The organism is Nocardia inohanensis NBRC 100128 (assembly GCF_001612945.1).
Classification (GTDB): domain Bacteria; phylum Actinomycetota; class Actinomycetes; order Mycobacteriales; family Mycobacteriaceae; genus Nocardia; species Nocardia inohanensis.
Window position 1 is genome coordinate 1 of sequence record NZ_BDBK01000015.1, and the last position, 21,755, is coordinate 21,755.

Here is a 21,755-nt window from a genome sequence, read left to right on the forward strand (position 1 = left end):
CCGGGCGGCCCTCGCAGGTGCCGTTCGCCAAGACCGACTTCATCATCACCACCATCGGCGAGGAGCTGGGCCTGATCGGGCTGGCCGCCGTGCTCATGCTCTTCACCATCTTCGTGGTGCGCGGGCTGCGCACCGCACTGGCCATTCGCGACAGCTTCGGCAAGCTGTTGGCCGCGGGCCTGGCCTTCACCATCGCCATCCAATTGTTCGTGGTGGTCGGCGGCGTCACCAAACTGATCCCGCTGACCGGTCTCACCACTCCCTTCGTCTCCTACGGTGGTTCGTCGCTGCTGGCCAACTACGCGCTGCTGGCCCTGCTGATCAAGATCTCGGATGCGGCCCGCGCGCCGATCCCGGCCCGCAAGCGGGTGGCGGAGCCGATCGCCGACGCGCCCACCGAACTCGTGCGCCGACCCAAGGGGGGAGCCGCGTGAACACACCGCTGCGCCGCGTAGCCATGGCCGTCATGGTGATGGTCGTCGCCCTGCTCGCCAATGCCACCTACGTCCAGGTCTACAAGGCCGACGAACTGCGCAGCGACTCCCGCAACCGGCGGGTGCTGCTGGACGAGTACGCCCGCCAGCGCGGCCAGATCTCCGCGCAGGGCACGGTGCTCGCGAGTTCGGTCGAGACCGACGACCGCTACAAGTACCTGCGCACCTACCCGACCGATCCGTTCGCCTACGCGAACGTCACCGGCTTCTACTCGATGAACTACGGCAGCAACGGCATCGAACGGGCCGAGGACTCGGTGCTCAACGGCTCCGACAATCAGCTGTTCGGGCGGCGGCTGATCGATATGATCTCGGGCCGGGATCCGCGCGGCGGCAACGTGATCACCACCATCAACCCGGTCATGCAGAAGGTCGCCTACGAGCAGCTGACCGCCAAGGGTTACACCGGTTCGGTGGTGGCCATCGAGCCGAGCACCGGGCGCATCCTGACCATGGTGTCCACGCCGTCCTACGATCCGAACCTGCTGGCCAGCCACGATGCCGCCACCGAGAAGAACGCCTACACCTCGCTGGCCAACGACCCCAACGAGCCGATGATGAATCGCGCTGTGTCGCGGACCTATCCGCCCGGCTCGACCTTCAAGGTGGTGGTGACCGCGGCCGCGCTCTCCAATGGCATCGCCAAGCCGGAGGATCAGCTCAATGCCGCGCCGCGCACCACGCTGCCGGGCACCGAGACCACGCTGGAGAATTACAACGGCAGCCACTGCGGCCCGGGCGACGCGCCCACCGCTGCGCTGACCGACGCGTTCAAGTACTCGTGTAACACCGCTTTCGTGGACCTCGGTATCAAGGTGGGGGCCGCGAAACTCAAGGACGAGGCGGCCGCGTTCGGCATCGGCGAGCATCCGTCCATTCCGATTCCCTGGGCCAACAGCACCGTCGGCACCATCGGGGACAATGCCGCGCTCGGGCAGAGCAGCATCGGACAGCGCGATGTGGCCATCACGCCGCTGGACAACGCGGTCATCGCGGCCACCGTGGCCAATGGCGGGGTGCGGATGCAACCGCACCTGGTGGATCAGCTGACGGCGCCGGATCTGAGCACGCTCGAGACCGTCAAGCCGATGTCGGTCGGGCAGGCGGTCAGTGCCCAGGTCGCGTCCCAGCTGACCGCGCTGATGATCGAATCGGAGAAGAACACGCAGGGCGGCACGGCGCCGCGCTCCTACCAGATCGCATCGAAAACCGGGACCGCCGAACATGGTTCGGACCCGCGCAACACCCCGCCGCACGCCTGGTACATCGCCTTCGCGCCGGCACAGAACCCGAAGATCGCGATCGCGGTCATCGTCGAGAACGGCGGTGACCGGGCGCTGGCCGCCACCGGTGGCTCGGTGGCCGCGCCGGTCGCGCGCGCGGTGCTCGATGCCGGACTGGGGGGCTGAACGACATGAAGGTGCAAGGTAGACGGGGACTCGAATGCTGAACAACGGTGCGATGATCGCGGACCGGTACCGGCTACAGCGGCTGATCGCCACCGGCGGCATGGGTCAGGTCTGGGAAGCGCTCGACACCCGGCTCGATCGCCGGGTCGCGGTGAAGGTGCTCAAGGCGGAGTTCTCCGCGGATCCGACCTTCCGGCATCGGTTCCGGACCGAGGCGCGGACGACGGCGCAGCTCAATCACCCCGGTATCGCGGGGATCTACGACTACGGCGAGACCATGGATCCGTCCGGCGGCGAAACCGCCTATCTGGTCATGGAATTGGTGCAGGGCGAACCGCTGAACGCGGTGCTGAACCGGTTGAACCGGCTCTCGGTCATGCAGGGCCTGGACATGCTGGAGCAGACCGGGCGGGCGCTACAGGTGGCGCACGCCGCGGGCGTGGTGCATCGAGATGTGAAGCCCGGCAATATCCTCGTGACGCCGACCGGTCAGGTGAAGATCACCGACTTCGGCATCGCCAAGGCGGTGGACGCCTCCCCGGTGACCAAGACCGGCATGGTGATGGGCACCGCCCAGTACATCGCGCCCGAGCAGGCCACCGGTGAGGACGCGACCGCGGCCTCGGACGTGTATTCGCTGGGAGTGGTCGGCTACGAAGCGCTTTCGGGCGCCCGGCCGTTCACCGGCGACGGCGCGCTGACGGTGGCGATGAAGCATGTGCGCGACACCCCGCCGCCGCTGCCCTCGGATCTGCCGCCGAACGTGCGCGAGCTGATCGAGATCACCATGGCCAAGGATCCGGCGCAGCGCTACACCAACGGCGGCGAGTTCGCCGATGCGGTGGCCGCGGTGCGCTCGGGGCGCAGACCGACCCCGCCCGGCGGAATTCCGGCGGTGCCGCCCACCGGCGCCACCCGGGTGCTGCCGCCCGGACCCACCATGATCATTCCGGGCATGCGGTCCGATCAGGCCACCACGCGCTATCCCACCCCGCCGCAGCCCATGCGGCAGTCCGGGCCGCCGCCGGGCGCCGGTGAGGGACAGACCGTCATGTTGTCCGGGGCACAGCACCCGGTCGGCCCCACCACCATCACGCCGTTCGCCGGCGACGAGGGCGGCGGCCGGTTCACCAACAATCAGAAGGCCGTCGCTGGTCTCGGGGTGGGCGCGCTGATCCTCGGCGCCGCAGCCGCTTTCGTACTGCTGTCGAGCAATACCACCGAGACGCCGCCGGCCACCAAGACCAGCGCCGTCGTGGTGCCGCCGGTGGTGCCCTCCACCACGACCACCCCGCCGCCCACCACCACGTGGGAGAAACCGGTGGTGCCGCCCACCTACGAGCCGCCGACCACCACCTACGAGCCGCCGACCACCACGGTGCCGCCGACCACGCAGCCGCCCACCACCAAGCCGTCGACCACCGTCCCCAAGACCACCAAACCGGTGGAGCCGACCACCACGGCCGGGGCGGCGTCGACCACCAAGCCCGTGCGGCCCACAATCGAGATACCGACCTTCCCCTTCCCGGGGGGAGCCGGAATACGTGGTCAGAGCAATAACTCACTGCCCCTGCCCGAGCAAGGACTGCCATGACGACCCCGAAGAATCTCTCGTCTCGCTATGAGCTGGGTGAGATCATCGGGTTCGGCGGTATGTCCGAGGTGCACAAGGCGCGCGATCTGCGGCTCGGCCGCGATGTGGCGATCAAGGTGCTGCGCGCGGATCTGGCCCGGGACCCCACGTTCTATCTGCGCTTCAAACGCGAGGCGCAGAACGCGGCGGCGCTGAACCATCCGGCCATCGTGGCCGTCTACGACACCGGCGAGGCCGAGGTCGACGGCGGGCCGCTGCCGTACATCGTGATGGAGTACGTGGACGGCGACACGCTGCGCGATATCGTGCGTGGCAAGGGGCCGATGGCGCCCCGCCGGGCCATGGAGATCATCGCCGATGTCTGTGCGGCGCTGGACTTCTCGCACCGCAACGGCATCGTGCACCGGGATATGAAGCCCGCCAACATCATGATCAATCGCGCGGGCGCGGTGAAGGTGATGGACTTCGGCATCGCCCGGGCCATCGCCGACAGCTCCAATCCGATGACCCAGACCGCGGCCGTCATCGGCACCGCCCAGTACCTCTCCCCCGAGCAGGCGCGCGGCGAGCAGGTCGACGCGCGCTCGGACGTGTACTCGGTCGGCTGCGTGCTCTACGAAATCCTCACCGGCGAACCGCCTTTCACCGGTGATTCCCCGGTCGCGGTCGCCTACCAGCACGTCCGGGAGGATCCGCGGCTGCCCTCGCACGTGCATCCCACGGTGCCGCGCGAACTCGATTCGGTCGTGCTCAAGGCCATGAGCAAGAACCCGGCCAATCGGTATCAGACCGCGGCCGAGATGCGCGCCGACCTGATCCGGGTGCTGGGCGGGCAGAAGCCCACCGCGCCCATCGTGATGAGCGATCAGGACCGCAACGACTTCCTCGACGACGATCTGCCGCCGCCGCGCAGCTACCGCACCATCGAACGCCGCGACGACACCACCGAACAGGAGCTCGTCGAACCCGAGCGCTCCCGGCGCACGGTGCTGATCGCGGGCGGAGCGGCCGCGGCCGTGGCCTTGATCGCGGCCCTGCTGTGGGTGCTGGTCGGCCCCGGCGCCAGCCCCGACCAGGTGACGGTGCCCGAGCTGGCCAACAAGAATTCCGCACTGGCGCAACGGGATCTGGAGAAGGCCGGCTTCAGCGTGGCTATCCAGGAGAAACCGGACAGCAAAGTGGCGGCGGGCAATGTGATCGCCACCCAGCCGCTCGGCGGCTCCCGCATCGACAAGGGACAGACGGTCACCCTCCAGGTCTCCACCGGCCCCGCCCAGGTCGTGGTGCCGCGGCTGGCCGGACTCAGCCAGCAACAGGCCGAGCAGAAGCTGAATTCGATCGGCCTGCAAATGAATCCGGACGTGAAGCGCGAAGCCTCCAGCGCCGAGGACAAGGACAAGGTCACCACCCAGATCCCGGGTGAGGGCCAGAAGACCGACGCCGGCGGGCAGGTCACCATCACCCTCGGCTCCGGGCCGGAGAAGGTCCGGGTGCCGGATGTGGTGGGGCAGAACATCGATGTGGCGCAACCGAACCTGGTCGACAGCTCCGGGTTCAAGGTGAGCATCCAGGAAGTACCGAACTCGCAGGCCAAGGGCACCGTCATCGCCACCAATCCGGCGGCGGGGACGATGGCGGACAAGGGTTCCACGGTGACCGTGCAGGTCTCCACCGGTGATCAGATCACCATGCCCAGCCTGATCGGGCTGACCCCCTCGCAGGCCGCGGACGCGTTGCGGCAGAAGGGCTGGAACGGGCAGATCACCCAGGCGCAGCAGAACACGCTGAACACCGGCGAGGTCGGGCGGATCGTGAGCCAGCAGCCGACGGCGGGATCGTCCATCGGCAAGACGCAGACGGTCACCATCACCACCGGCGTGCTGTCGCTCGGTCCGCCGTGATCGGTTACCGGTAGCCGTCGGAGCCGCACTTCCCACCGGGAGTGCGGCTTTCGTCTTTCAGAGCCGCAGATGCCGATTCATCGACATGGCCTCGTCGGCGAGGTCCGGGAGTTCGACGACCTCGACGCCGTGGTCCCGCAGTCGCTCCACGCCTTCGCAGTTGTCGACGAAGGTGCCCGGCTCCCGCCAGGCGATGACCACGCGGCGAATACCCGCCTGCAAGATGCGATCCGTGCACGGCGAACGGTCCTGACTCGCGCGCCGCGAACAAGGCTCCAGGGTGCTGTAGATGGTGGCGTGCGGCAGGCGCGGATCGTTCGGCGCGAGCTTGTTCAGCGCCGATTCCTCGGCATGCACCTTCTCGTCGGTCTCGCGCGACCAGCCGTGGATGATCTCCACGCCGTCCGCGCCGACGATCACTGCGCCCACCGAGAAGGCGGTCTCGCTCGGCGGGCACAGGCGCGCCAACCCGATGGCATGCCGCATCCAGCCGCGGTCCGAACGCAATTCGTCAGACATCCGACTCCTCCTTCGGCAGATAGCGCAGCAGTGCGATGTCGCCGATCCGGCTGACATCGGCCAGGTGCATCCGGTGGTTGGGGCCGCCGGGGAAATCCGAGGGACCCAGGAAGCGCGGGGCGGCCGGGTCGCCGACGACCAAAGGCGCTATCGCCATGCGTATCTCGTCGGCCAGCCCGGCAGACAGGAAAGCGGTGTGAATGGATCCCCCGCCTTCCACCATTAGCCGTTCGACATCACGTTTCCCGAGGTCGTCGAGGAGTTCACCGAAATCTATTGCCGCGCCCAGCGATACGACATCCGCCAGCCCGGCGAGTGAGTCACCGAGCTTCGCCGCCCCGGAATCAGTGGTGTAGACCAGTCTTTCGCCGCCGCTGTGCCAGAACTTCAGCCCGGTATCCAGATCCCCGCGCGCGGTGACGATCACCCGCAGCGGATACGCGGGTTTACCGTCCGCGACCCGCCGCAAACGCCGATCCGCGCTGTTCACCAGCAGCCGCGGATTGTCCCGGCGCAGCGTCTCCGCCCCGATGAGCACCGCGTCGGAGTCGGCGCGCAGGGCGTCCACGCGATCGAAATCGGCCGCGTTGGAGAGCAATAACCGATCCGGCGACGCATCGTCGATATAACCGTCGACGCTGACCGCCACCGACAGCAGCACGCGCGGCCGCGCCGATTCGCTCATACCAGCGCCGCGACCTCCGCCTCGAGCGTCTGCACCAGGCCCTCGGCGGGCCGTTCCCCGCACACGCCCAGCCAGTTGGCGAGCATCCGGTGCCCGCCCTGGGTCAGCACCGATTCGGGATGGAACTGCACCCCGTGGATCGGCAGCGTGCGGTGCCGCAGCGCCATCACGATGCCGGATTCGGTGCGCCCCAGCACCTCCAGCTCCGGCGGCATGGTCTCCTCGACCACGGTCAGCGAGTGATAGCGGGTGGCGGTGAACGGATCCGGTAGACCCGCCAGCACGCCCGCTCCGATGTGGAAGACCTCGCTGGTCTTGCCGTGTAGCAGCTCGGGCGCCCGAGTCACGGTCGCGCCGAACGCCTCCCCGATCGCCTGATGCCCCAGGCACACACCCAGCAGCGGCGTTTCATGCCGCGCGGCGGCATGCACCAGATCGATACTGCGCCCCGCCCGATCCGGCGAACCCGGTCCCGGGCTGATCAACACCCCGTCGAAGTCCTGGACGACCTGATCCACGTCCGCGAGCCGCGCATCGTCATTACGCCAGACCACGGCTTCGGCCCCGAGCTGTCCGAGATACTGGACCAGGTTGAACACGAAGCTGTCGTAGTTGTCGACGACCAGTACACGCATACACCGAGACTAATGGGCGGGCACGCGAGAGTCCCGGGCAATACCTACTATGTGGAGTAACTACCGTGAGCGTAGGCGGCCGTGACAACTGATTTCGCGACGCTCGGGGTAACTCCTGGGCCACGCCCAGAATCGGGTCGGCAGCCACCGCCGGCACGCATGCAAGAATGTCGACGGCACTCAGCCATGCGCTGAAGTCCCGGAGAGGCGGAGGAGCCATGCCCAAGTCGAAGGTCCGGAAGAAGACCGATTACACGATCAACCCGGCTAGCCGCACTCCGGTGCGCGTCAAAGCGGCCGGTCCGTCGCCGGTCTGGTACGTCACCATCATGCTGGGCTTCATGCTCGCGGGCCTGGCCTGGCTGCTGGTCTACTACCTGGCCGCGGAGCACATCACCTGGATGAACGATCTCGGCGCGTGGAACTTCTTGATCGGATTCGGCCTCATGGTGGTCGGTCTGATCATGACCATGCGCTGGCGATGAGTGCCTTACATCATTGTTATTCATACACACCTGTGGATGACCTTGTGGACAACTCGAGGACGGAGTGGGGACAGTGACTTCGACCGACTCCCGACTCGCGTGGTCCACACCCCCCGCCGCCTTGATCGCGTGCGCGGTCGGCGGCGTGATTCTGGCCGGTGCGGCGGTGATCACCGATGACGGCGCCGGCAAGGTACTGATCGGCCTGGCCGCGCTGGGCCTGCTGGTATCGGCCGGAATGGGATTCCGGCAGCGGCCGCGCCTGTCCATCGAACCCGGGACCCCGCAGCCGCTGGTGATCGGCGGGGTGTCCGGGCCGCAGCGGTACTCCGCGCAGCAGGTGCTGCGCGCCCGCGTGGTCTACTACCGCCGCCTCGGCCGCAAGACGCCGATGCTGGAGCTGGATTTGAACCACGACGGGGATGAGAAGCTCATCGTCTTCGGGCGGTGGGATCTGGGCGAGCGCCCCGAGGAAGTCCTCGACACGCTCCGCGCCCATCTCGGTTAATACACAACCCCGGTCGGGGCCGTCAGCACGATCAGCAGGACCTCGATCAGCGCTACCGTCGCGACCGTCACCCAGCCGATGATCGAAGCCGTGCGCAGGTCACGGGCCTTCAACCAGGTCGGCAGGTAGAGAATCCCGACGGTTGCGACGGTGCCGGCGAGCAATCCGCCCAGGTGTCCCCAGATGGAGATGCCCGGCACCGAGAACGTGATCACCAGGTTTATCAACAGGAGTACCAGGATCTGGGTGAGGTTCTGCCGCGTCCGCAACATGACGATGGCGACCGCGCCGAACAACCCGTAGATCGCCCCCGACGCGCCCGCCGAAGCGGTCAGCTCGGACGAGAACAGCACCGTCGCGGCCGAACCGCCCAGCAGCGACACCAGATACACGGCCAGGAAACGCACCCGGCCCAGCGCGATCTCGCAGTAGGGGCCGAGCACGTACAGCGCGAACATGTTCACGGCCAGGTGCAGGATGCCGTAGTGCAGGAAGCCGGATCCGACGGCCCGCCACCACTCGCCCTCGCCGACGAATCCGGGGATCAGCACCCAGTCGAAGAACAGCTGTGAACGCTGGTTGTCCATCACGCTGTGCGCCTGCACCGCCGTGACGGCGAAGACCAGCACATTGATCGCGATGAGCGCCCAGGTCACATACGGCTGCGGCCGCTGCTGCCCGGTGGCCACCCCCGCCGCGTTGCGCACCGGCCGGACCTGGTCGCGGCCCTGTTGATAACACTCCACGCAGTGCTGCCCGACCGCGGCGGCGGTGAGGCATTCGGGGCAGGACGGACGCCCGCACCGGGTACAGGCCAGGCCGGTGGGCCGGTCCGGATGTCTGAAACAGGTCGGTGCGGGCTGGTACTGATCCATGTGAGTTCTCTTCGCGTCGGGCCGGATTCAGGAGATGGTGATCCCGGAGATCACGACCTCGTCCTTGGGGCGGTCGTTGCGATCCACCGCGACCGCGCCGATCTCGTCCACCACCTTGCGCGAGTCCGGGTCGATGACCTCACCGAAAATGGTGTGCTTGCGATTCAGCGTCGGCTGCGGCGCGAGGGTGATGAAGAACTGCGAACCGTTCGTCGCCGGCCCCGCGTTCGCCATGGCCAGCAGGTACGGCCGATCGAACCGCAGCTCCGGATGGAACTCGTCCTTGAACTCGTACCCCGGCCCGCCCCGCCCGCTCCCGGTCGGATCGCCGCCCTGGATGACGAATCCCTCGATCACCCGGTGAAAGGTGCTGCCGTCGTAGAACGGTCCCGAATCGGTGCCCGACGCGTTCTGCTTGGTGTACGGCGCGGTGCCGTCGGCCAGGCCCAGGAAATTCCGGACGGTGGCGGGAGCGTGGTTACCGAAGAGCGAGATCTTGATGTCGCCATGGTTGGTGTGCAACGTGGCCACGGCGGTCTGATTCGGTGAGGTCACGCGCACCAGCCTAGGTGTTGCTGCCCGGCACGAAGCCGACGGCAGGCCAGGGAACGTTCGCGAAGGTGACTGCGATTTCGCGCCGAGCCGGGTAACTCGTCGGGGACGGGCGAACCCGCCACCGGATCGACCGCTTGCGGCCGATGGGGGCGCTCGAGTCCCGCCCGAAGACGCGGAGCGGCGAAGGCGTGTGATTCTCTGCCCGAATTCGGGCACGCAAGTTGTCGAAACCGCGTCGGCAAGGCAGGCTCGGTCGGGTGAATGACGGGGTTCCGGTCGATCTGGTCCGCCATGTCGCGGCCTCCACGGGTTTACCCGGTGCGGTCGCGGCCCGGGTGGTCGCAGACATCGTCGGGTACTTCGACGAGACCGCCGAGCAGTTCGTGCGCCGCAGACATGCCGAACTACAGGGTCGTCAGCTCCGTAATGCCGAGATCTGGCAGCGGATCGCCGAAGAGCTGGCTCACCGCCCGGTCGCGTCCCCCGAATTCACCGAACGCCAACTGCGTCGCATCGTCTACGGGTGAGGAGTCCGTCCCGCAATGTGTGGAATCGTCGGATACATCGGGCATCGGGATGCTGTTCCGGTCCTATTGGAGGGCCTGCACCGGCTCGAGTACCGCGGCTACGACTCGGCGGGCCTGGCCATCCCGCATCGCGGCCGGCTGCGCATCACCAAAACCCAGGGCCGGGTCCAGGATCTGCGCAATCGCGTCGACGCCGAGGGCGCCCGCCTGCGCGGCAATGTCGGCATCGCGCACACCCGCTGGGCCACCCACGGTGAACCCAGCGACGCCAACGCGCACCCGCACACCGACGGCTCCGGCCGGATCGCCGTGGTGCACAACGGCATCGTGGAGAACGCCGAACAACTCCGCGCCGAACTCACCGCGGCCGGGGTGGAGTTCCTCTCCGACACCGACACTGAGGCCATCGCGCACCTGATCGCCGCCGCGCTCGACGACGCCGAATCCCTGGAAGACGCCGTCCGCACCGCGCTGTACCGGGTGCAGGGCACCTACGGCCTGCTGGTGCTGGACGCCCGCCGCCCCGACGAACTGGTGGTGGCCCGCAACGGCTCCCCCATCGTGCTCGGCGTCGGCGACGGCGAGATGTTCGTCGCCTCCGATGTGGCCGCGCTCGTGCACCACACCCAGCGCGTGGTCTTCCTCGACGACGGCGAGCTCGCCACCGTGCGCGCGGGCGAATTCCGCACCAGCACACTGGGACTCGAGGCGCGCCGCACCGACAAGATCCCGACCACCATCGCGATGGCGGCCGAGGACTACGCGCTCGGCGGCTACCCCGACTTCATGGCCAAGGAGATGGCCGAACAATCCGAGGCGGTGCGCCGGGCCCTGCGCGGCCGCCTGGACGAACGCTTCGCCACCGCCGTGCTGGGCGGACTGAACATGGACGCGCGCGAACTGCGCGGCATCACCAAGGTGGTGTTCCTGGGCTGCGGCTCGGCCTATTACGCCGGCCAGCTCGGCGCGCAGCTGATCGAGGAGCTGGCGCGCATCCCCGCCACCGCCGAACCGGCCTCGGAGTTCCGCTACCGCAATCCGGTGGTCGATCCGGATGCCCTGTACATCGCCATCAGCCAGTCCGGCGAGACCCTGGATACCCTTGCGGCCGTTCAGGAATTGCAGCGCAAGGGCGGCCGGGTCATCGGTGCGGTGAATGTGGTCGGCAGCGCCATCGCCCGCGAATGCGGGGCGGGGGTGTTCCTGCACGCCGGACCGGAGGTCTCGGTCGCCTCGACCAAGGCGCTCACCAATATGACCGTCTCGTTCGCCATGCTGGCGCTGCTGCTGGGCCGGGTGCGGGACCTGTCGGCCGCCTCGGGCGAGCGCATCGTGAACGGCCTGCGCGCGCTCCCCGATGCCATCGAGGCGGTGCTCGCCGACGAGAAGACCATCGCGGATGTCGCGGCCCGATATGCCAAGGCGCGCAGCATGTTCTTCATCGGCCGGGTCCGGATGTGGCCGGTGGCCCGCGAGGGCGCGCAGAAGCTGAAGGAGATCTCCTACATTCACGCCGAGGCGTACCAGGGCTCCGAACTCAAGCACGGCCCGCTCGCCCTGATCGATCCGGAAATGCCCAGCGTGGTGCTGGTGCCCGATGACGAACTACTGGCCAAGAACATCACCACCATCGAGCAGATCAAGGCGCGCGGCGGGCCGGTCATCGCGGTCACCAACGCCGATATCCCGGATGGTCTGGCGGATGCGGTGATTCGAGTGCCGAAGGTCGGCACCGAACTCGATCCCATCATCCTGACCATTCCGCTCCAGCTGCTGGCGTATCACACCGCCATCGCCCTGGGCCGCGATGTGGACAAGCCGCGCAACCTGGCCAAGAGCGTTACCGTCGAGTAGCTGACGGTTGATGCGCGAAATCCATTGCTGTGTCACAGTGGTCGGATGGAGCTGGGGACATTTCGTAAATGGACAATCGCGGCGGCTCTGGTGGCGGCGGTGGGTGCGGTGGTAGCGATCTTCGTGGGTCGCCGGCCGCAACCCTCCGCCCCGGCAGCGGAACCGCCGCGCCTCGGATACTCGCGCAACGGTTCCGCACCGAGTTTGTCAGCGGCTCACTGAGGAGGTCCGGGGGCTCGGCCCCCGCCCCGCTCGGTCGGCGGCTGACGGAACGCTTGTACTGGCGCACAGCCAGGGGTACGAACACCACCAAGATGCCCACGACCCACATGAGGGTCGTCGCCACCGGATGCCGCATGGACCAGGTATCCGGGGGCGGGAAGGCAGAGCTGGTATTGCCGAACAGCTGTCGGCAAGCCTGCGTCAGCGCCGACACCGGATTCCACTCCGCGAACAGCTTCAACGGCGCGGGCAGCTTGTCCAGCGGCACGAAGGTGTTCGCCAAGAAGGTCAGCGGGAAGATCACCATGAAGGTCGCGTTGTTGAAGACCTCCGGTGCCCGCACCATCAAACCGAAGACCGCCATGATCCACGAGATCGCGTAGGCGAAGAGCAACAGCAGCAGATACGCCAGCACCGCGTCCAGGAACGACCCCCGAATCCGCCAGCCGACCAGCAGACCCGCCAGCGACATCACCACCAGGCTGACGACATTGATCACCACATCGGCCGCGGTCCGGCCGATCAGCACCGCCGCCGGTTCCATGGGTAGCGACCGGAACCGGTCGATGATCCCCTTCTGCATATCCTCGGCCAGGCTGAGCCCGGTGAACGTCCCGCCGAACACCACGGTCTGCGCGAAGATGCCGGGCAGCAAGAACTCCCGATAACCACCCTCCAGCCCCGGCACATCGATGGCCGTGCCGAACACGTACGCGAACAACAGCACGAACATGATCGGCGAGAGCGTGGTGAAGATCAGCACGTCCGGCACGCGCTTGATCTTGATGACATTGCGTTTGGTAATGGTCAGGCTGTCGTTGACCAACATGACCGCGCGTTGCCCCAGCGACGGTTTGGTCGCGATCCCCATGGTCGCACTCATCGGTGCTGCCCCTCCTTCGCCAATTCGCCCTTACCGGAACCGTTCACGAGCTCCTCGGCCTCGTGCCCGGTCAGCGACAGGAACACATCGTCGAGCGAGGGCCGGCGCAGGCCGACATCGTGAATGGACACTTCATGTTTGGTGAGCTGCCCGATCGCGTCGACCAGCGCCTGCGAACCGTCGTTGACGGGAACGATGATCCGGCGCAGCCCCGGCTCCAGCCGAATCTCGCCCTGCGCCAGCCCTTCCAGCGCCTGCCGGGCAATGGGCAGCGAATCCACATGGTCCACAACGAGTTCGATGCGGTCGCCGCCGACCATGGCCTTGAGTTCGTCGGAGGTGCCCTCGGCGATGACCTTGCCGTGGTCGATGACGGCGATGGAATCGGCCAGCCGGTCGGCCTCCTCCAGGTACTGGGTGGTGAGCAGCAGCGTGGTGCCGCCCGCGACCAGCTCCTCGATCACATCCCAGAGGTCAAGCCGCGCACGGGGATCCAGGCCGGTGGTGGGTTCGTCCAGGAACAACACCGGCGGATTCGCGACCAGCGCGCCGGCCAGGTCGAGCCGCCGGCGCATACCGCCGGAGTAACCCTTGACCGGGCGGTCGGCGGCATCGGAGAGCCGGAAGCGGTCCAGCAGCTCGCGCGCGCGTTCCTTCGAGCGCGCCACGCCCATGTGGTACAGGCGGCCGACCATCTCCAAATTCTCGAAGCCCGTGAGGTATTCGTCGACGGCGGCGTACTGACCGGAAGTGCCGATGCGCGAACGCAGCAGCTGCGGATCCTTCAGAACGTCCACGCCGGCGACGGTGGCGCGGCCGGAGTCCGGGATGAGCAGGGTGGTGAGGACCCGGACGGCGGTGGTCTTACCCGCGCCGTTCGGACCGAGCAGGGCGGTGACTGTTCCTTCCGGAACACTGAGATCGAGTCCGTCGAGGGCGACCAAGCGGCCGTACTTCTTGACCAGACCCTCGGCGACTATTGCGTCGGGCATGACTCTCCTGATGTCTCGTAGGTTCACTACGCAATCGCTTCGAACTACGCATGGCCTCTGAACTGCGAAAATACGCCGAACAAGACCGGACACTATGGGCCAGTATTGCCCAATTCCGGCAAAAAAGTCATGCAGTTTCCGCGTCGCGCATACGCCTTCCGGTCACCTGGAGATCCTCGCACCGGGGTACGACACTTTTTCCGGTAAAAAATCTTGGAACGCCCACCCCTGATGCCCACACAAAAGGTCTTCGTCGCGTAGGATCGATTTCGTCGGCCCCTCCCCCCCGGGCCGACCTACGCGGGCCTCGGCTAACTCCCCCCCTTCGCCGAGGCCCGCCCCCATATCTAGACCAGGGGGCGAATCACATTGCGGCGCAACACATGCCCGTGCAGCCGGTTGATCCCCTTCACCCGCACGGTCGCCAGATGCCGCAGCTCGAACTCCGGATCATCGGCGATCGCCGCGGCCGCGCCGTCGTCCACCAGCACCGTGCCCGGCCGCGCCACACCGGTGAGCCGCGCGGCCACATTCACCACCGACCCGTACAGATCCCCGAACCGCTGCAACACCTCGCCGTAGGCCAAACCGACCCGAAGTTCCTGGGTGACACCGTGCGACGCGGTCGCCGCCTCCTGCACGGCGAGGGCGATGCGCGCGCCGTCCTTGGCGGTATTGGCCGCGAACATGACTTCGTCACCGACGTTCTTGATCACCCACCCGCCATTGGCGACGATGGCATTGCTGGTGGCCGTCTCGAAAGCCTCCAGCAGTGCGGACAATTCGTCCGGCTCCAAATGCCGGGTGAGTCGCGTGTAGCCGACCATATCGGCGAATCCGATGGCCATCGACCGGATGGTGTCCCCCGCGACCGCGCCTTCGTCCAGCGACCGCGCCAGCGCGGCATCCAGGTGCCGCCGCCACGCATACCGTTGCAGCGCTTCGAATTCGTTGATGACCGCCTCGGTGGCTTCGCGCGCCACCTGTTCGGGATCGGCCGCCGGATCCTCGCGGGTGATGGTGGCGATCCGATCCAGGATCTCCTCGGCCACCAGATCCACCTGCCACTCGGCCAGCCGCGCCATCGACCTGCCCAGCGTGCGCGCCGCGGTGGTCTGCCGGTGCATATCGGCGGAGGAGAGTACGTGCAATTTGCTGAAGGTCTTGGCGGCCTCGATATCGGAGTCGCTGTATTCGAGCGCATCGTCATCCGGATCGGCCGGGAAACCCAGCGAAACCCATAGCCGCCGGGTCATGGAATTCGGCATGCCGGTCAGCTCCGACACTTCCCGCCGGTTGTACTTGCGCGAACCGCCGAGCAGGTATGGCTCCACCACGGACTGAACGAGTTCGGAGATCTCAGTGGAGGCCATGATCGCCACCTTACGGGCAGATCCTGAGGGAAATCGGCGTGATGTTCCGTGTCACAGCCGAAAGAAGTGGAGCCTAGGGGAATCGAACCCCTAACCCCTGCCTTGCAAAGGCAGTGCTCTGCCAATTGAGCTAAGGCCCCTGATCCGGGAGAACCCGGAAGCCTGGATTCAGCGCGTGGTGACCTCGTGCCAGAGGTCCGCGTCACTGCGCTGGCGAAGCTTGCTGATTCCGAAGATCACCGCGGCGACGACGCCGATCGTGAGGAGAAATTTCATGAATCCCACCCTACTGTGATGTTCGGGAGTGGGCCTAGGAGGACTTGAACCTCCGACCTCTTCGTTATCAGCGAAGCGCTCTAACCGCCTGAGCTATAGGCCCTCATCGTCGGCTCGAGTGTTTCTCTCGGGCCGCGCAGAAGATTACCGCACCCGCGCGCCGATAACCAAAACGCCCGGTCAGCGGGCTGCTGACCGGGCGTTGGAAGCAATGATCTAGTCGGGGTCGGCCAGGGTTACCTGAATGCCGCCGACCAAGTCGGTGCACTGGTTGTAGACGAATACGCCCACGGTCGACAGCGCGGTCAGAAGCACCACATTGATCAGACCGATGACACCCGCATAACCGAAGACCGTGCCGGCATCGATGAGCGCGGAGGAGGAGCTGTCCGAAACCATGTCCGTGAACGTGGAATTCAGCCGCTCCCACACACCCATGCCTTCCAGCACGAGGTACAGCAGGCCGACCGCGAGCATCCACACGAAGAACATGGCGACGCTGATCACCAGCGACACCTTCAGCGTGGACCACGGATCGATATGGCGCAGTTGGACTGTCGCGCGCAGCGGCTCACCCGTGGCCGCCGCGGCCGCCACCGCCGCGGGGGCGGACGGCGACACCGGACCGGCCACCGGAATGGGCTCCGGCGGCGGCAGCGGATGCCGGATCTCGGACAGGTCCGGCAGATCCTTCACCAATTCCGGGCGCGCGATGCTGCGGGTCGGTCCGTCGATACCGACGGACTTCACCATCGCGGCCTCCTTGCGCGCCGCCTTGGCCGCCAGGTCGGCGGTCGTACGCGCGTTGGAGACACCGGCATTCAGGCCGACGCCGCCGGGCCGGCCGGTGGTCGGGGCCTGGCCGGGCCGGTACAGGTTGGATTGCGGTTCCCGCTGCGGCAGCTGGGACCAGCCGCCCTCCTGGTACGGCGAACCCGCTGCGGGTTCGGCCGCTTCGGGAGCGGTCACCTCGGTCGGATCACTCAGCGGTGCCTGTCCGAAATCACCGGACTGGTCCGACATTTCGGGAGATTGCGGCGCACCGCCCTCACCGGCGCCCGGCCGCGGGATGGGGCGCGGCGGAATCGGAGACGGGGCGATTCTCTCGGTCACGCCATTGGCATGACCGCGCTGGTCATTCGGCTGATTCGTGGTCAATGGTGAATCCTTCGATTCCTTGTGCCGCCGCTGCTGTGGTGAAACTACTGCTTCGCCGAACCGCTGGTGTCATCTTCGGCCACCTGGTCGGGCTCGTCCGCGTTACGCGCGATCGCGAGCAACGTATCGCCTTCTCCCAGGTTCATCAATCGCACGCCCTTGGTTTGGCGTCCCGCTTTGCGAACCTGATTCGCCGCGGTGCGAATGACACCGCCGCCGGAGGTGATCGCGTACAGCTCATCCTCGTCGTTGACGATGAGCGCACCGACCAGACTGCCACGTTTCTCGTCGTATTGAATGGTCAATACACCCTTGCCGCCACGACCCTGGGCGGTGTACTCGCCGATGGCCGTGCGTTTGGAGTACCCACCCGCCGTCGCGACAAGCAGGTAGATGCCCTCTTCGTCGCGAACCACGTTGAGCGACAACAGTTCATCGTCGGCATTGAAACGCATGCCCTGCACGCCGGAGGTGGCGCGGCCCATGGGACGCAGCACCTCGTCGTTGGCGGAGAAGCGGATGGACTGACCGTGCGCCGAGACCAGCAGCAGGTCGTCCTCCGCCGAACACAGTGCCGCGCCGACCAATTCGTCACCATCGCGCAGGTTCACCGCGACGATGCCGCCGGAGCGGTTGGAGTCGAAATCGGTCAGCTTGGACTTCTTGACCAGGCCCTTGCGGGTGGCCAGCACCAGGTACGGCGCGTCCTCGTAGGTCTTGAGCTGGATGACCTGGGCGATCTTCTCGTCCGGCTGGAAGGCCAGCAGGTTCGCCACGTGCTGGCCGCGCGCGGTGCGCATGGCCTCGGGCAGCTCGTACGCCTTGGCGCGGTAGACGCGGCCGAGGTTGGTGAAGAAGAGCAGCCAGTCGTGGGTGGAGGTGACGAAGAAGTGCGACACGACGTCGTCCAGCTTCAGCCCCGCACCCTGCACGCCCTTGCCGCCGCGCTTCTGCGACCGGTACAGATCGGTCTTGGTGCGCTTGGCGTAGCCGGTCTCGGTGATGGTGACGACCACGTCCTCGCGTGCGATCAGGTCCTCGTCCTGCACGTCGCCGTCAGCCGCGATGATCTTGGTGCGCCGGTCGTCGCCGTACTTGTCGACGATCTCCCGCAATTCGTCACGGACGATGGCGCGCTGGCGTTCCGGCTTGGCCAGAATGTCCTTCAGGTCCGCGATCTCGGCCTCGATCTTGGCCAACTCGTCCATGATCTTCTGCCGCTCCAGCGCGGAGAGGCGGCGCAGCTGCATATCGAGGATGGCGGTGGCCTGGATCTCGTCGATCTCCAGCAACCGCATCAAGCCGGTGCGCGCGGTCTCGGTATCGGCCGAGCGGCGGATCAGGGCGATGACCTCGTCCAGCTTGTCCAGCGCCTTGACCAGACCGCGCAGGATGTGGGCCCGCTCCTCGGCCTTGCGCAGCAGGTACTTGGTGCGCCGGATGATCACTTCGAGCTGGTGGTTCACGTACAGCCGGATCATCTGATCCAGGCGCAGCGTGCGCGGCACCCCATCGACGATCGAGAGCATGTTGCAGCCGAAGGAGGTCTGCAACTGGGTGTGCTTGTACAGGTTGTTCAGCACGACCTTGGCGATGGCGTCGCGCTTGACCGTCACCACGATGCGCAGCCCGGCGCGGTCGGAGGACTCGTCGTGGATGTCGGAGACGCCCGCGATCTTGCCGTCCTTCACCTGCTCGGCGATGGCATTGACGAAGTTGTCGGTATTGACCTGGTAGGGCAGCTCGGTGATGACGATCGTGGTGCGACCACGGCTGTCTTCCTCGATCTCCACGACGCCGCGCATGCGCACCGAACCGCGGCCGGTGGTGTACGCGTCGTGAATGCCCTGGGTGCCGACGATCAGACCGGAGGTCGGGAAGTCCGGACCCTTCACCCGTTCCATGCAGGCCGCGAGGGTGGACTCCTCGTCCGCCTCGTGATTGTCCAGCGCCCAGTAGATGGCCTCGGCCAGCTCGGTCAGGTTGTGCGGCGGGATGTTCGTCGCCATACCGACGGCAATACCGTTGGAGCCGTTCATGAGCAGGGCGGGCACCCGGCTCGGCAGGACGACGGGCTCTTGGGTCTTGCCGTCGTAGTTGGGGATGAAATCGACCGTCTCGTGGTCGATTTCGCGCAGCATCTCCATCGCCAGCGGGGTCAGCCGGCACTCGGTGTAGCGCATGGCGGCCGCGCCGTCGTTGCCGCGCGAACCGAAGTTGCCCTGGCCGTCGACCAGCGGGTACCGCAGCGCCCACGGCTGCGCCATACGCACCAAGGTGTCGTAGATGGCCGAGTCGCCGTGCGGGTGGTAGTTACCCATGGTGTCGGCGACGGGGCGCGCGGACTTCACGTAGCCGCGGTCCGGCCGGTACCCGTTGTCGTACATCGCGTAGAGAATGCGCCGGTGCACCGGCTTCATGCCGTCGCGCACCTCGGGCAGCGCGCGCCCGACGATCACGCTCATGGCGTAGTCGATGTAGGAGTTCTGCATCTCCTGCTGGATGTCGACCGGCTCGATGCGGTCGCCACCCGACGGGGGAAGTTCGATCTCAGTCATGAATTGGTCTCCGTGGGAAGTCTTTTGGGTGGGTTCCGAACGTGGAAGCGGGGCCTAGGGGCGCAGCCCCCGGATCTCTCGGGGGTTCTGGGGCGAAGCCCCTGAGAGTCCCGAGAGCCGGCCCGACTACACGTCGAGGAACCGCACGTCCTTGGCGTTCCGGGTGATGAAGCTGCGGCGAGCCTCGACGTCCTCACCCATCAGGACGGAGAACAGCTCGTCGGCCGCGGCGGCGTCGTCGAGGGTCACCAGGCGCAGCACGCGCACGCTCGGATCCATGGTGGTCTCCCACAGCTCCTTCGGGTTCATCTCACCGAGACCCTTGTAGCGCTGGATGCCGTCGTCCTTGTTGATCTTCTTACCGGCCGCCAGACCGCGCTCCAGCAGTCCGTCGCGCTCCCGGTCGGAGTAGGCGAACTCCGGCTCGGACCGCTGCCACTTGAGCTTGTACAGCGGCGGCATGGCCAGATACACGTGACCGTGCTCGACCAGCGGGCGCATGAAACGGAACAGCAGGGTGAGCAGCAGCGTCGAGATGTGCTGGCCGTCCACGTCGGCGTCGGCCATCAGCACGATCTTGTGATACCGCAGCTTGGCGATATCGAACTCGTCGTGGATGCCGGTGCCGAAAGCCGTGATGATGGACTGGACTTCGGTGTTCTTCAGCACGCGGTCGATGCGCGCCTTCTCGACGTTGATGATCTTGCCGCGCAGCGGCAGGATGGCCTGGTACATCGAGTCGCGGCCGGACTTGGCCGAACCACCGGCGGAATCGCCCTCCACGATGTAGATCTCGGACTTGCTCGGATCCTTGGAGCGGCAGTCGGCGAGCTTGCCCGGCAGGCCACCGAGATCGGTGGCGGACTTGCGCCGCACCAGCTCTCGCGCCTTCCGCGCGGCCACCCGCGCCTGCGCGGACGAAACCGCCTTCTGCACAATCGTCTTGGCGTCGGCCGGGTTGGCCTCGAACCAGTGCGTCAGGTGCTCGTTGCAGGTGCGCTGCACGAAGCCCTTCACATCGGTATTGCCGAGCTTGGTCTTGGTCTGACCCTCGAACTGCGGGTCGGCGACCTTCACCGAGACGATGGCGGCCAGGCCCTCACGGATGTCGTCACCCGTCAGGTTGCCTTCCTTCTCCTTGAGGAGCTTCTTGTCCTTCGCGTACTTGTTCACCACCGTGGTGAGCGCGGCGCGGAAACCCTCTTCGTGGGTGCCGCCCTCATGGGTGTTGATGGTGTTGGCGAAGGTGTGCACGGACTCGGAGTAACCCGAGTTCCACTGCATGGCCACCTCGAGCTCGTGCCCGGTGCCCTTACCGGTGAAGCCGACGATCGAATTGTGGATCGCGGTCTTGGTCCGGTTGATGTGCTTGACGTAATCCTCGAGACCGCCCGGGTAGTGGTAGGTCCGGGTCTTCACCTTCGGCTCGGCGACCGGGGCGTTCTCGTCGAGGTGCTTGGGCGCCTCGGCGGTATCGCTCACCACCTCGTCGGTGATGTCGCCTTCGCTCACCCGCTGATCGGTGAGGGTGATGGTGAGTCCCTTGTTCAGGAACGCCATCTCCTGGAGCCGGCGGGCGACCGTCTCGAAGTTGTAGGTGGTGGTCTCGAAGATCTCCGGGTCGGCCCAGAAGCGGATGGTGGTACCGGTGCGCTTGGTGGCTTCGCCCTGGAAGAGCTTGCCGGGCTTGGCGTCCTTGTACTCCTGGGTCCAGTGGAATCCCGCGGTGTCCACCTCGGCCTCGAGCCGGGTGGAGAGCGCGTTCACCACGGAGATGCCGACGCCGTGCAGACCACCGGAGACCGCATAGGAGTCGGAGTCGAACTTGCCGCCGGCGTGCAGCTGGGTCATGACCACCTCGATGGTGGGGATGCCCTGGGCGTGCATGCCGGTCGGGATACCACGGCCGTCGTCGACGACCTCGACGCCGCCGTCGGCGAGCAGGGTGACGTCGACCCGCGAGGCGTATCCGGCCATCGCTTCGTCGACCGAGTTGTCGACGACCTCCCAAACCAGGTGGTGCAGACCCCGCTCACCGGTGGAACCGATGTACATGCCGGGCCGCTTGCGCACCGCCTCGAGGCCCTCGAGCACGGTGATGGAGGAGGCGTCGTAATTGCCTGACTTCGACTGGTTCGCGCCGTCTTCGTTGGAGTCCATGGCAGCCACTGGTCGGTAGCTCTCCTTACTTGCTGATCCACCAGGCATCGGGGCGGACGGCACACGTGGGGTCCCTCGGGAGTGTCTGCTCG

The 21,755-nt window shown here is 66.7% G+C and carries 19 protein-coding genes, 2 tRNA genes and 1 pseudogene; 8 read left to right on the top strand and 14 right to left on the bottom strand.

The annotated features are described in order from the left end of the window. The 4 genes from NI1_RS27035 to pknB form a co-directional block, all read left to right on the top strand. Positions 1 to 434, top strand: a 434-nt coding sequence (locus tag NI1_RS27035; RefSeq protein WP_169815642.1) for an FtsW/RodA/SpoVE family cell cycle protein, incomplete at its 5' end; no start/stop codon positions are given. Further along, the gene (locus NI1_RS27040) at positions 431 to 1,903 is read left to right on the top strand and encodes a peptidoglycan D,D-transpeptidase FtsI family protein (RefSeq protein WP_067826075.1); all 1,473 of its coding nucleotides are present in this window, start codon (positions 431 to 433) and stop codon (positions 1,901 to 1,903) included. The genes NI1_RS27035 and NI1_RS27040, both read left to right, overlap by 4 nt. Before the next feature lie 34 nt (positions 1,904 to 1,937). After that, entirely contained in the window at positions 1,938 to 3,497 is a 1,560-nt protein-coding gene (locus NI1_RS27045; RefSeq protein ID WP_067826077.1) for a serine/threonine-protein kinase, read from the top strand. Continuing rightward, the gene (pknB, locus tag NI1_RS27050; RefSeq protein ID WP_067826079.1) at positions 3,494 to 5,398 is read left to right on the top strand and encodes a Stk1 family PASTA domain-containing Ser/Thr kinase; all 1,905 of its coding nucleotides are present in this window, start codon (positions 3,494 to 3,496) and stop codon (positions 5,396 to 5,398) included. The genes NI1_RS27045 and pknB overlap by 4 nt, the downstream gene beginning before the upstream one ends. Before the next feature lie 57 nt (positions 5,399 to 5,455). Here the strand turns inward: pknB and NI1_RS27055 are convergent, their stop codons facing one another. Genes NI1_RS27055 through NI1_RS27065 form a run of 3 tightly spaced genes read right to left on the bottom strand, consistent with a single transcriptional unit; the run spans position 5,456 to position 7,237 of the window. Further along, on the bottom strand, positions 5,456 to 5,917 hold the full coding sequence (locus tag NI1_RS27055) for a cytidine/deoxycytidylate deaminase family protein (RefSeq protein ID WP_067826081.1): 462 nt from the start codon (positions 5,915 to 5,917) through the stop codon (positions 5,456 to 5,458). Next, on the bottom strand, positions 5,910 to 6,602 hold the full coding sequence (locus NI1_RS27060) for a RibD family protein (RefSeq protein ID WP_067826083.1): 693 nt from the start codon (positions 6,600 to 6,602) through the stop codon (positions 5,910 to 5,912). The genes NI1_RS27055 and NI1_RS27060 overlap by 8 nt, the downstream gene beginning before the upstream one ends. After that, positions 6,599 to 7,237, bottom strand: a complete 639-nt coding sequence (locus tag NI1_RS27065; RefSeq protein WP_067826085.1) for an aminodeoxychorismate/anthranilate synthase component II — start codon at positions 7,235 to 7,237, stop codon at positions 6,599 to 6,601. Before NI1_RS27065 ends, NI1_RS27060 begins: the two co-directional genes overlap by 4 nt. Positions 7,238 to 7,455: 218 nt before the next feature. Here NI1_RS27065 and crgA point away from each other — a divergent pair, with 218 nt between their 5' ends. Both crgA and NI1_RS27075 read left to right on the top strand, forming a co-directional pair. After that, positions 7,456 to 7,722 (top strand): cell division protein CrgA, encoded by a 267-nt coding sequence (gene crgA, locus NI1_RS27070; RefSeq protein ID WP_067717872.1) that lies wholly within the window; start codon positions 7,456 to 7,458, stop codon positions 7,720 to 7,722. Positions 7,723 to 7,795: 73 nt separating this feature from the next. Further along, on the top strand, positions 7,796 to 8,230 hold the full coding sequence (locus NI1_RS27075) for a PH domain-containing protein (RefSeq protein ID WP_067826087.1): 435 nt from the start codon (positions 7,796 to 7,798) through the stop codon (positions 8,228 to 8,230). Here the strand turns inward: NI1_RS27075 and NI1_RS27080 are convergent. Both NI1_RS27080 and NI1_RS27085 read right to left on the bottom strand, forming a co-directional pair. Next, positions 8,227 to 9,105: a rhomboid family intramembrane serine protease gene (locus NI1_RS27080; protein WP_067826089.1), complete on the bottom strand. Its 879-nt coding sequence runs from the start codon at positions 9,103 to 9,105 to the stop codon at positions 8,227 to 8,229. The two genes, NI1_RS27075 and NI1_RS27080, sit on opposite strands and share 4 nt — an antisense overlap. Positions 9,106 to 9,132: 27 nt before the next feature. Then, positions 9,133 to 9,660: a peptidylprolyl isomerase gene (locus tag NI1_RS27085; protein WP_067826381.1), complete on the bottom strand. Its 528-nt coding sequence runs from the start codon at positions 9,658 to 9,660 to the stop codon at positions 9,133 to 9,135. A gap of 257 nt (positions 9,661 to 9,917) precedes the next feature. Between NI1_RS27085 and NI1_RS27090 the strand changes: the two genes are divergently transcribed. Further along, on the top strand, positions 9,918 to 10,187 hold the full coding sequence (locus NI1_RS27090; RefSeq protein WP_067826091.1) for a hypothetical protein: 270 nt from the start codon (positions 9,918 to 9,920) through the stop codon (positions 10,185 to 10,187). Between the two features lie 15 nt (positions 10,188 to 10,202). Further along, positions 10,203 to 12,041 carry a glutamine--fructose-6-phosphate transaminase (isomerizing) gene (glmS, locus tag NI1_RS27095; RefSeq protein WP_067826093.1) on the top strand — a complete coding sequence of 613 codons (1,839 nt, stop codon included), beginning with the start codon at positions 10,203 to 10,205 and terminating at the stop codon, positions 12,039 to 12,041. 259 nt (positions 12,042 to 12,300) lie between these two features. On the opposite strand, the pseudogene NI1_RS27100 reads toward glmS, so the two are convergent. The 9 genes and pseudogenes from NI1_RS27100 to gyrB all read right to left on the bottom strand — a co-directional run. Then, positions 12,301 to 13,134 (bottom strand): annotated as a pseudogene (locus tag NI1_RS27100) (ABC transporter permease); the annotation flags it as partial. A gap of 8 nt (positions 13,135 to 13,142) precedes the next feature. Then, positions 13,143 to 14,138, bottom strand: a complete 996-nt coding sequence (locus NI1_RS27105) for an ATP-binding cassette domain-containing protein (RefSeq protein ID WP_067826095.1) — start codon at positions 14,136 to 14,138, stop codon at positions 13,143 to 13,145. 347 nt (positions 14,139 to 14,485) lie between these two features. Further along, positions 14,486 to 15,514: an adenylate/guanylate cyclase domain-containing protein gene (locus NI1_RS27115; RefSeq protein WP_169815645.1), complete on the bottom strand. Its 1,029-nt coding sequence runs from the start codon at positions 15,512 to 15,514 to the stop codon at positions 14,486 to 14,488. 64 nt (positions 15,515 to 15,578) lie between these two features. After that, positions 15,579 to 15,651: transfer RNA gene (locus tag NI1_RS27120), tRNA-Ala, on the bottom strand. A 28-nt stretch (positions 15,652 to 15,679) separates the two neighbouring features. Beyond that, on the bottom strand, positions 15,680 to 15,787 hold the full coding sequence (locus NI1_RS38950; protein WP_218026833.1) for a DLW-39 family protein: 108 nt from the start codon (positions 15,785 to 15,787) through the stop codon (positions 15,680 to 15,682). A gap of 29 nt (positions 15,788 to 15,816) precedes the next feature. Further along, positions 15,817 to 15,890 (bottom strand) — tRNA-Ile (locus NI1_RS27125). 113 nt (positions 15,891 to 16,003) lie between these two features. After that, positions 16,004 to 16,810 (bottom strand): DUF3566 domain-containing protein, encoded by an 807-nt coding sequence (locus tag NI1_RS27130; protein WP_245663424.1) that lies wholly within the window; start codon positions 16,808 to 16,810, stop codon positions 16,004 to 16,006. A gap of 179 nt (positions 16,811 to 16,989) precedes the next feature. Beyond that, positions 16,990 to 19,503, bottom strand: a complete 2,514-nt coding sequence (gene gyrA / locus NI1_RS27135; protein WP_067826102.1) for a DNA gyrase subunit A — start codon at positions 19,501 to 19,503, stop codon at positions 16,990 to 16,992. 126 nt (positions 19,504 to 19,629) lie between these two features. Continuing rightward, positions 19,630 to 21,663, bottom strand: coding sequence for a DNA topoisomerase (ATP-hydrolyzing) subunit B (gene gyrB, locus NI1_RS27140; RefSeq protein WP_084523782.1), 2,034 nt, complete (start codon positions 21,661 to 21,663; stop codon positions 19,630 to 19,632). Between the last annotated feature and the right edge of the window lie 92 nt (positions 21,664 to 21,755).

Coding starts and splice junctions, on each gene's coding strand:
- NI1_RS27060 (WP_067826083.1), bottom strand. CDS start 6,602: ATGAGCGAATCGGCGCGGCCGCGCGTGCTGCTGTCGGTGGCGGTCAGC.
- NI1_RS27105 (WP_067826095.1), bottom strand. CDS start 14,138: ATGCCCGACGCAATAGTCGCCGAGGGTCTGGTCAAGAAGTACGGCCGC.
- pknB (WP_067826079.1), top strand. CDS start 3,494: ATGACGACCCCGAAGAATCTCTCGTCTCGCTATGAGCTGGGTGAGATC.
- NI1_RS27080 (WP_067826089.1), bottom strand. CDS start 9,105: ATGGATCAGTACCAGCCCGCACCGACCTGTTTCAGACATCCGGACCGG.
- NI1_RS38950 (WP_218026833.1), bottom strand. CDS start 15,787: ATGAAATTTCTCCTCACGATCGGCGTCGTCGCCGCGGTGATCTTCGGA.
- glmS (WP_067826093.1), top strand. CDS start 10,203: ATGTGTGGAATCGTCGGATACATCGGGCATCGGGATGCTGTTCCGGTC.
- NI1_RS27065 (WP_067826085.1), bottom strand. CDS start 7,237: ATGCGTGTACTGGTCGTCGACAACTACGACAGCTTCGTGTTCAACCTG.
- NI1_RS27130 (WP_245663424.1), bottom strand. CDS start 16,810: ATGTCGGACCAGTCCGGTGATTTCGGACAGGCACCGCTGAGTGATCCG.
- NI1_RS27055 (WP_067826081.1), bottom strand. CDS start 5,917: ATGTCTGACGAATTGCGTTCGGACCGCGGCTGGATGCGGCATGCCATC.
- crgA (WP_067717872.1), top strand. CDS start 7,456: ATGCCCAAGTCGAAGGTCCGGAAGAAGACCGATTACACGATCAACCCG.
- gyrA (WP_067826102.1), bottom strand. CDS start 19,503: ATGACTGAGATCGAACTTCCCCCGTCGGGTGGCGACCGCATCGAGCCG.
- gyrB (WP_084523782.1), bottom strand. CDS start 21,663: ATGGACTCCAACGAAGACGGCGCGAACCAGTCGAAGTCAGGCAATTAC.
- NI1_RS27045 (WP_067826077.1), top strand. CDS start 1,938: ATGCTGAACAACGGTGCGATGATCGCGGACCGGTACCGGCTACAGCGG.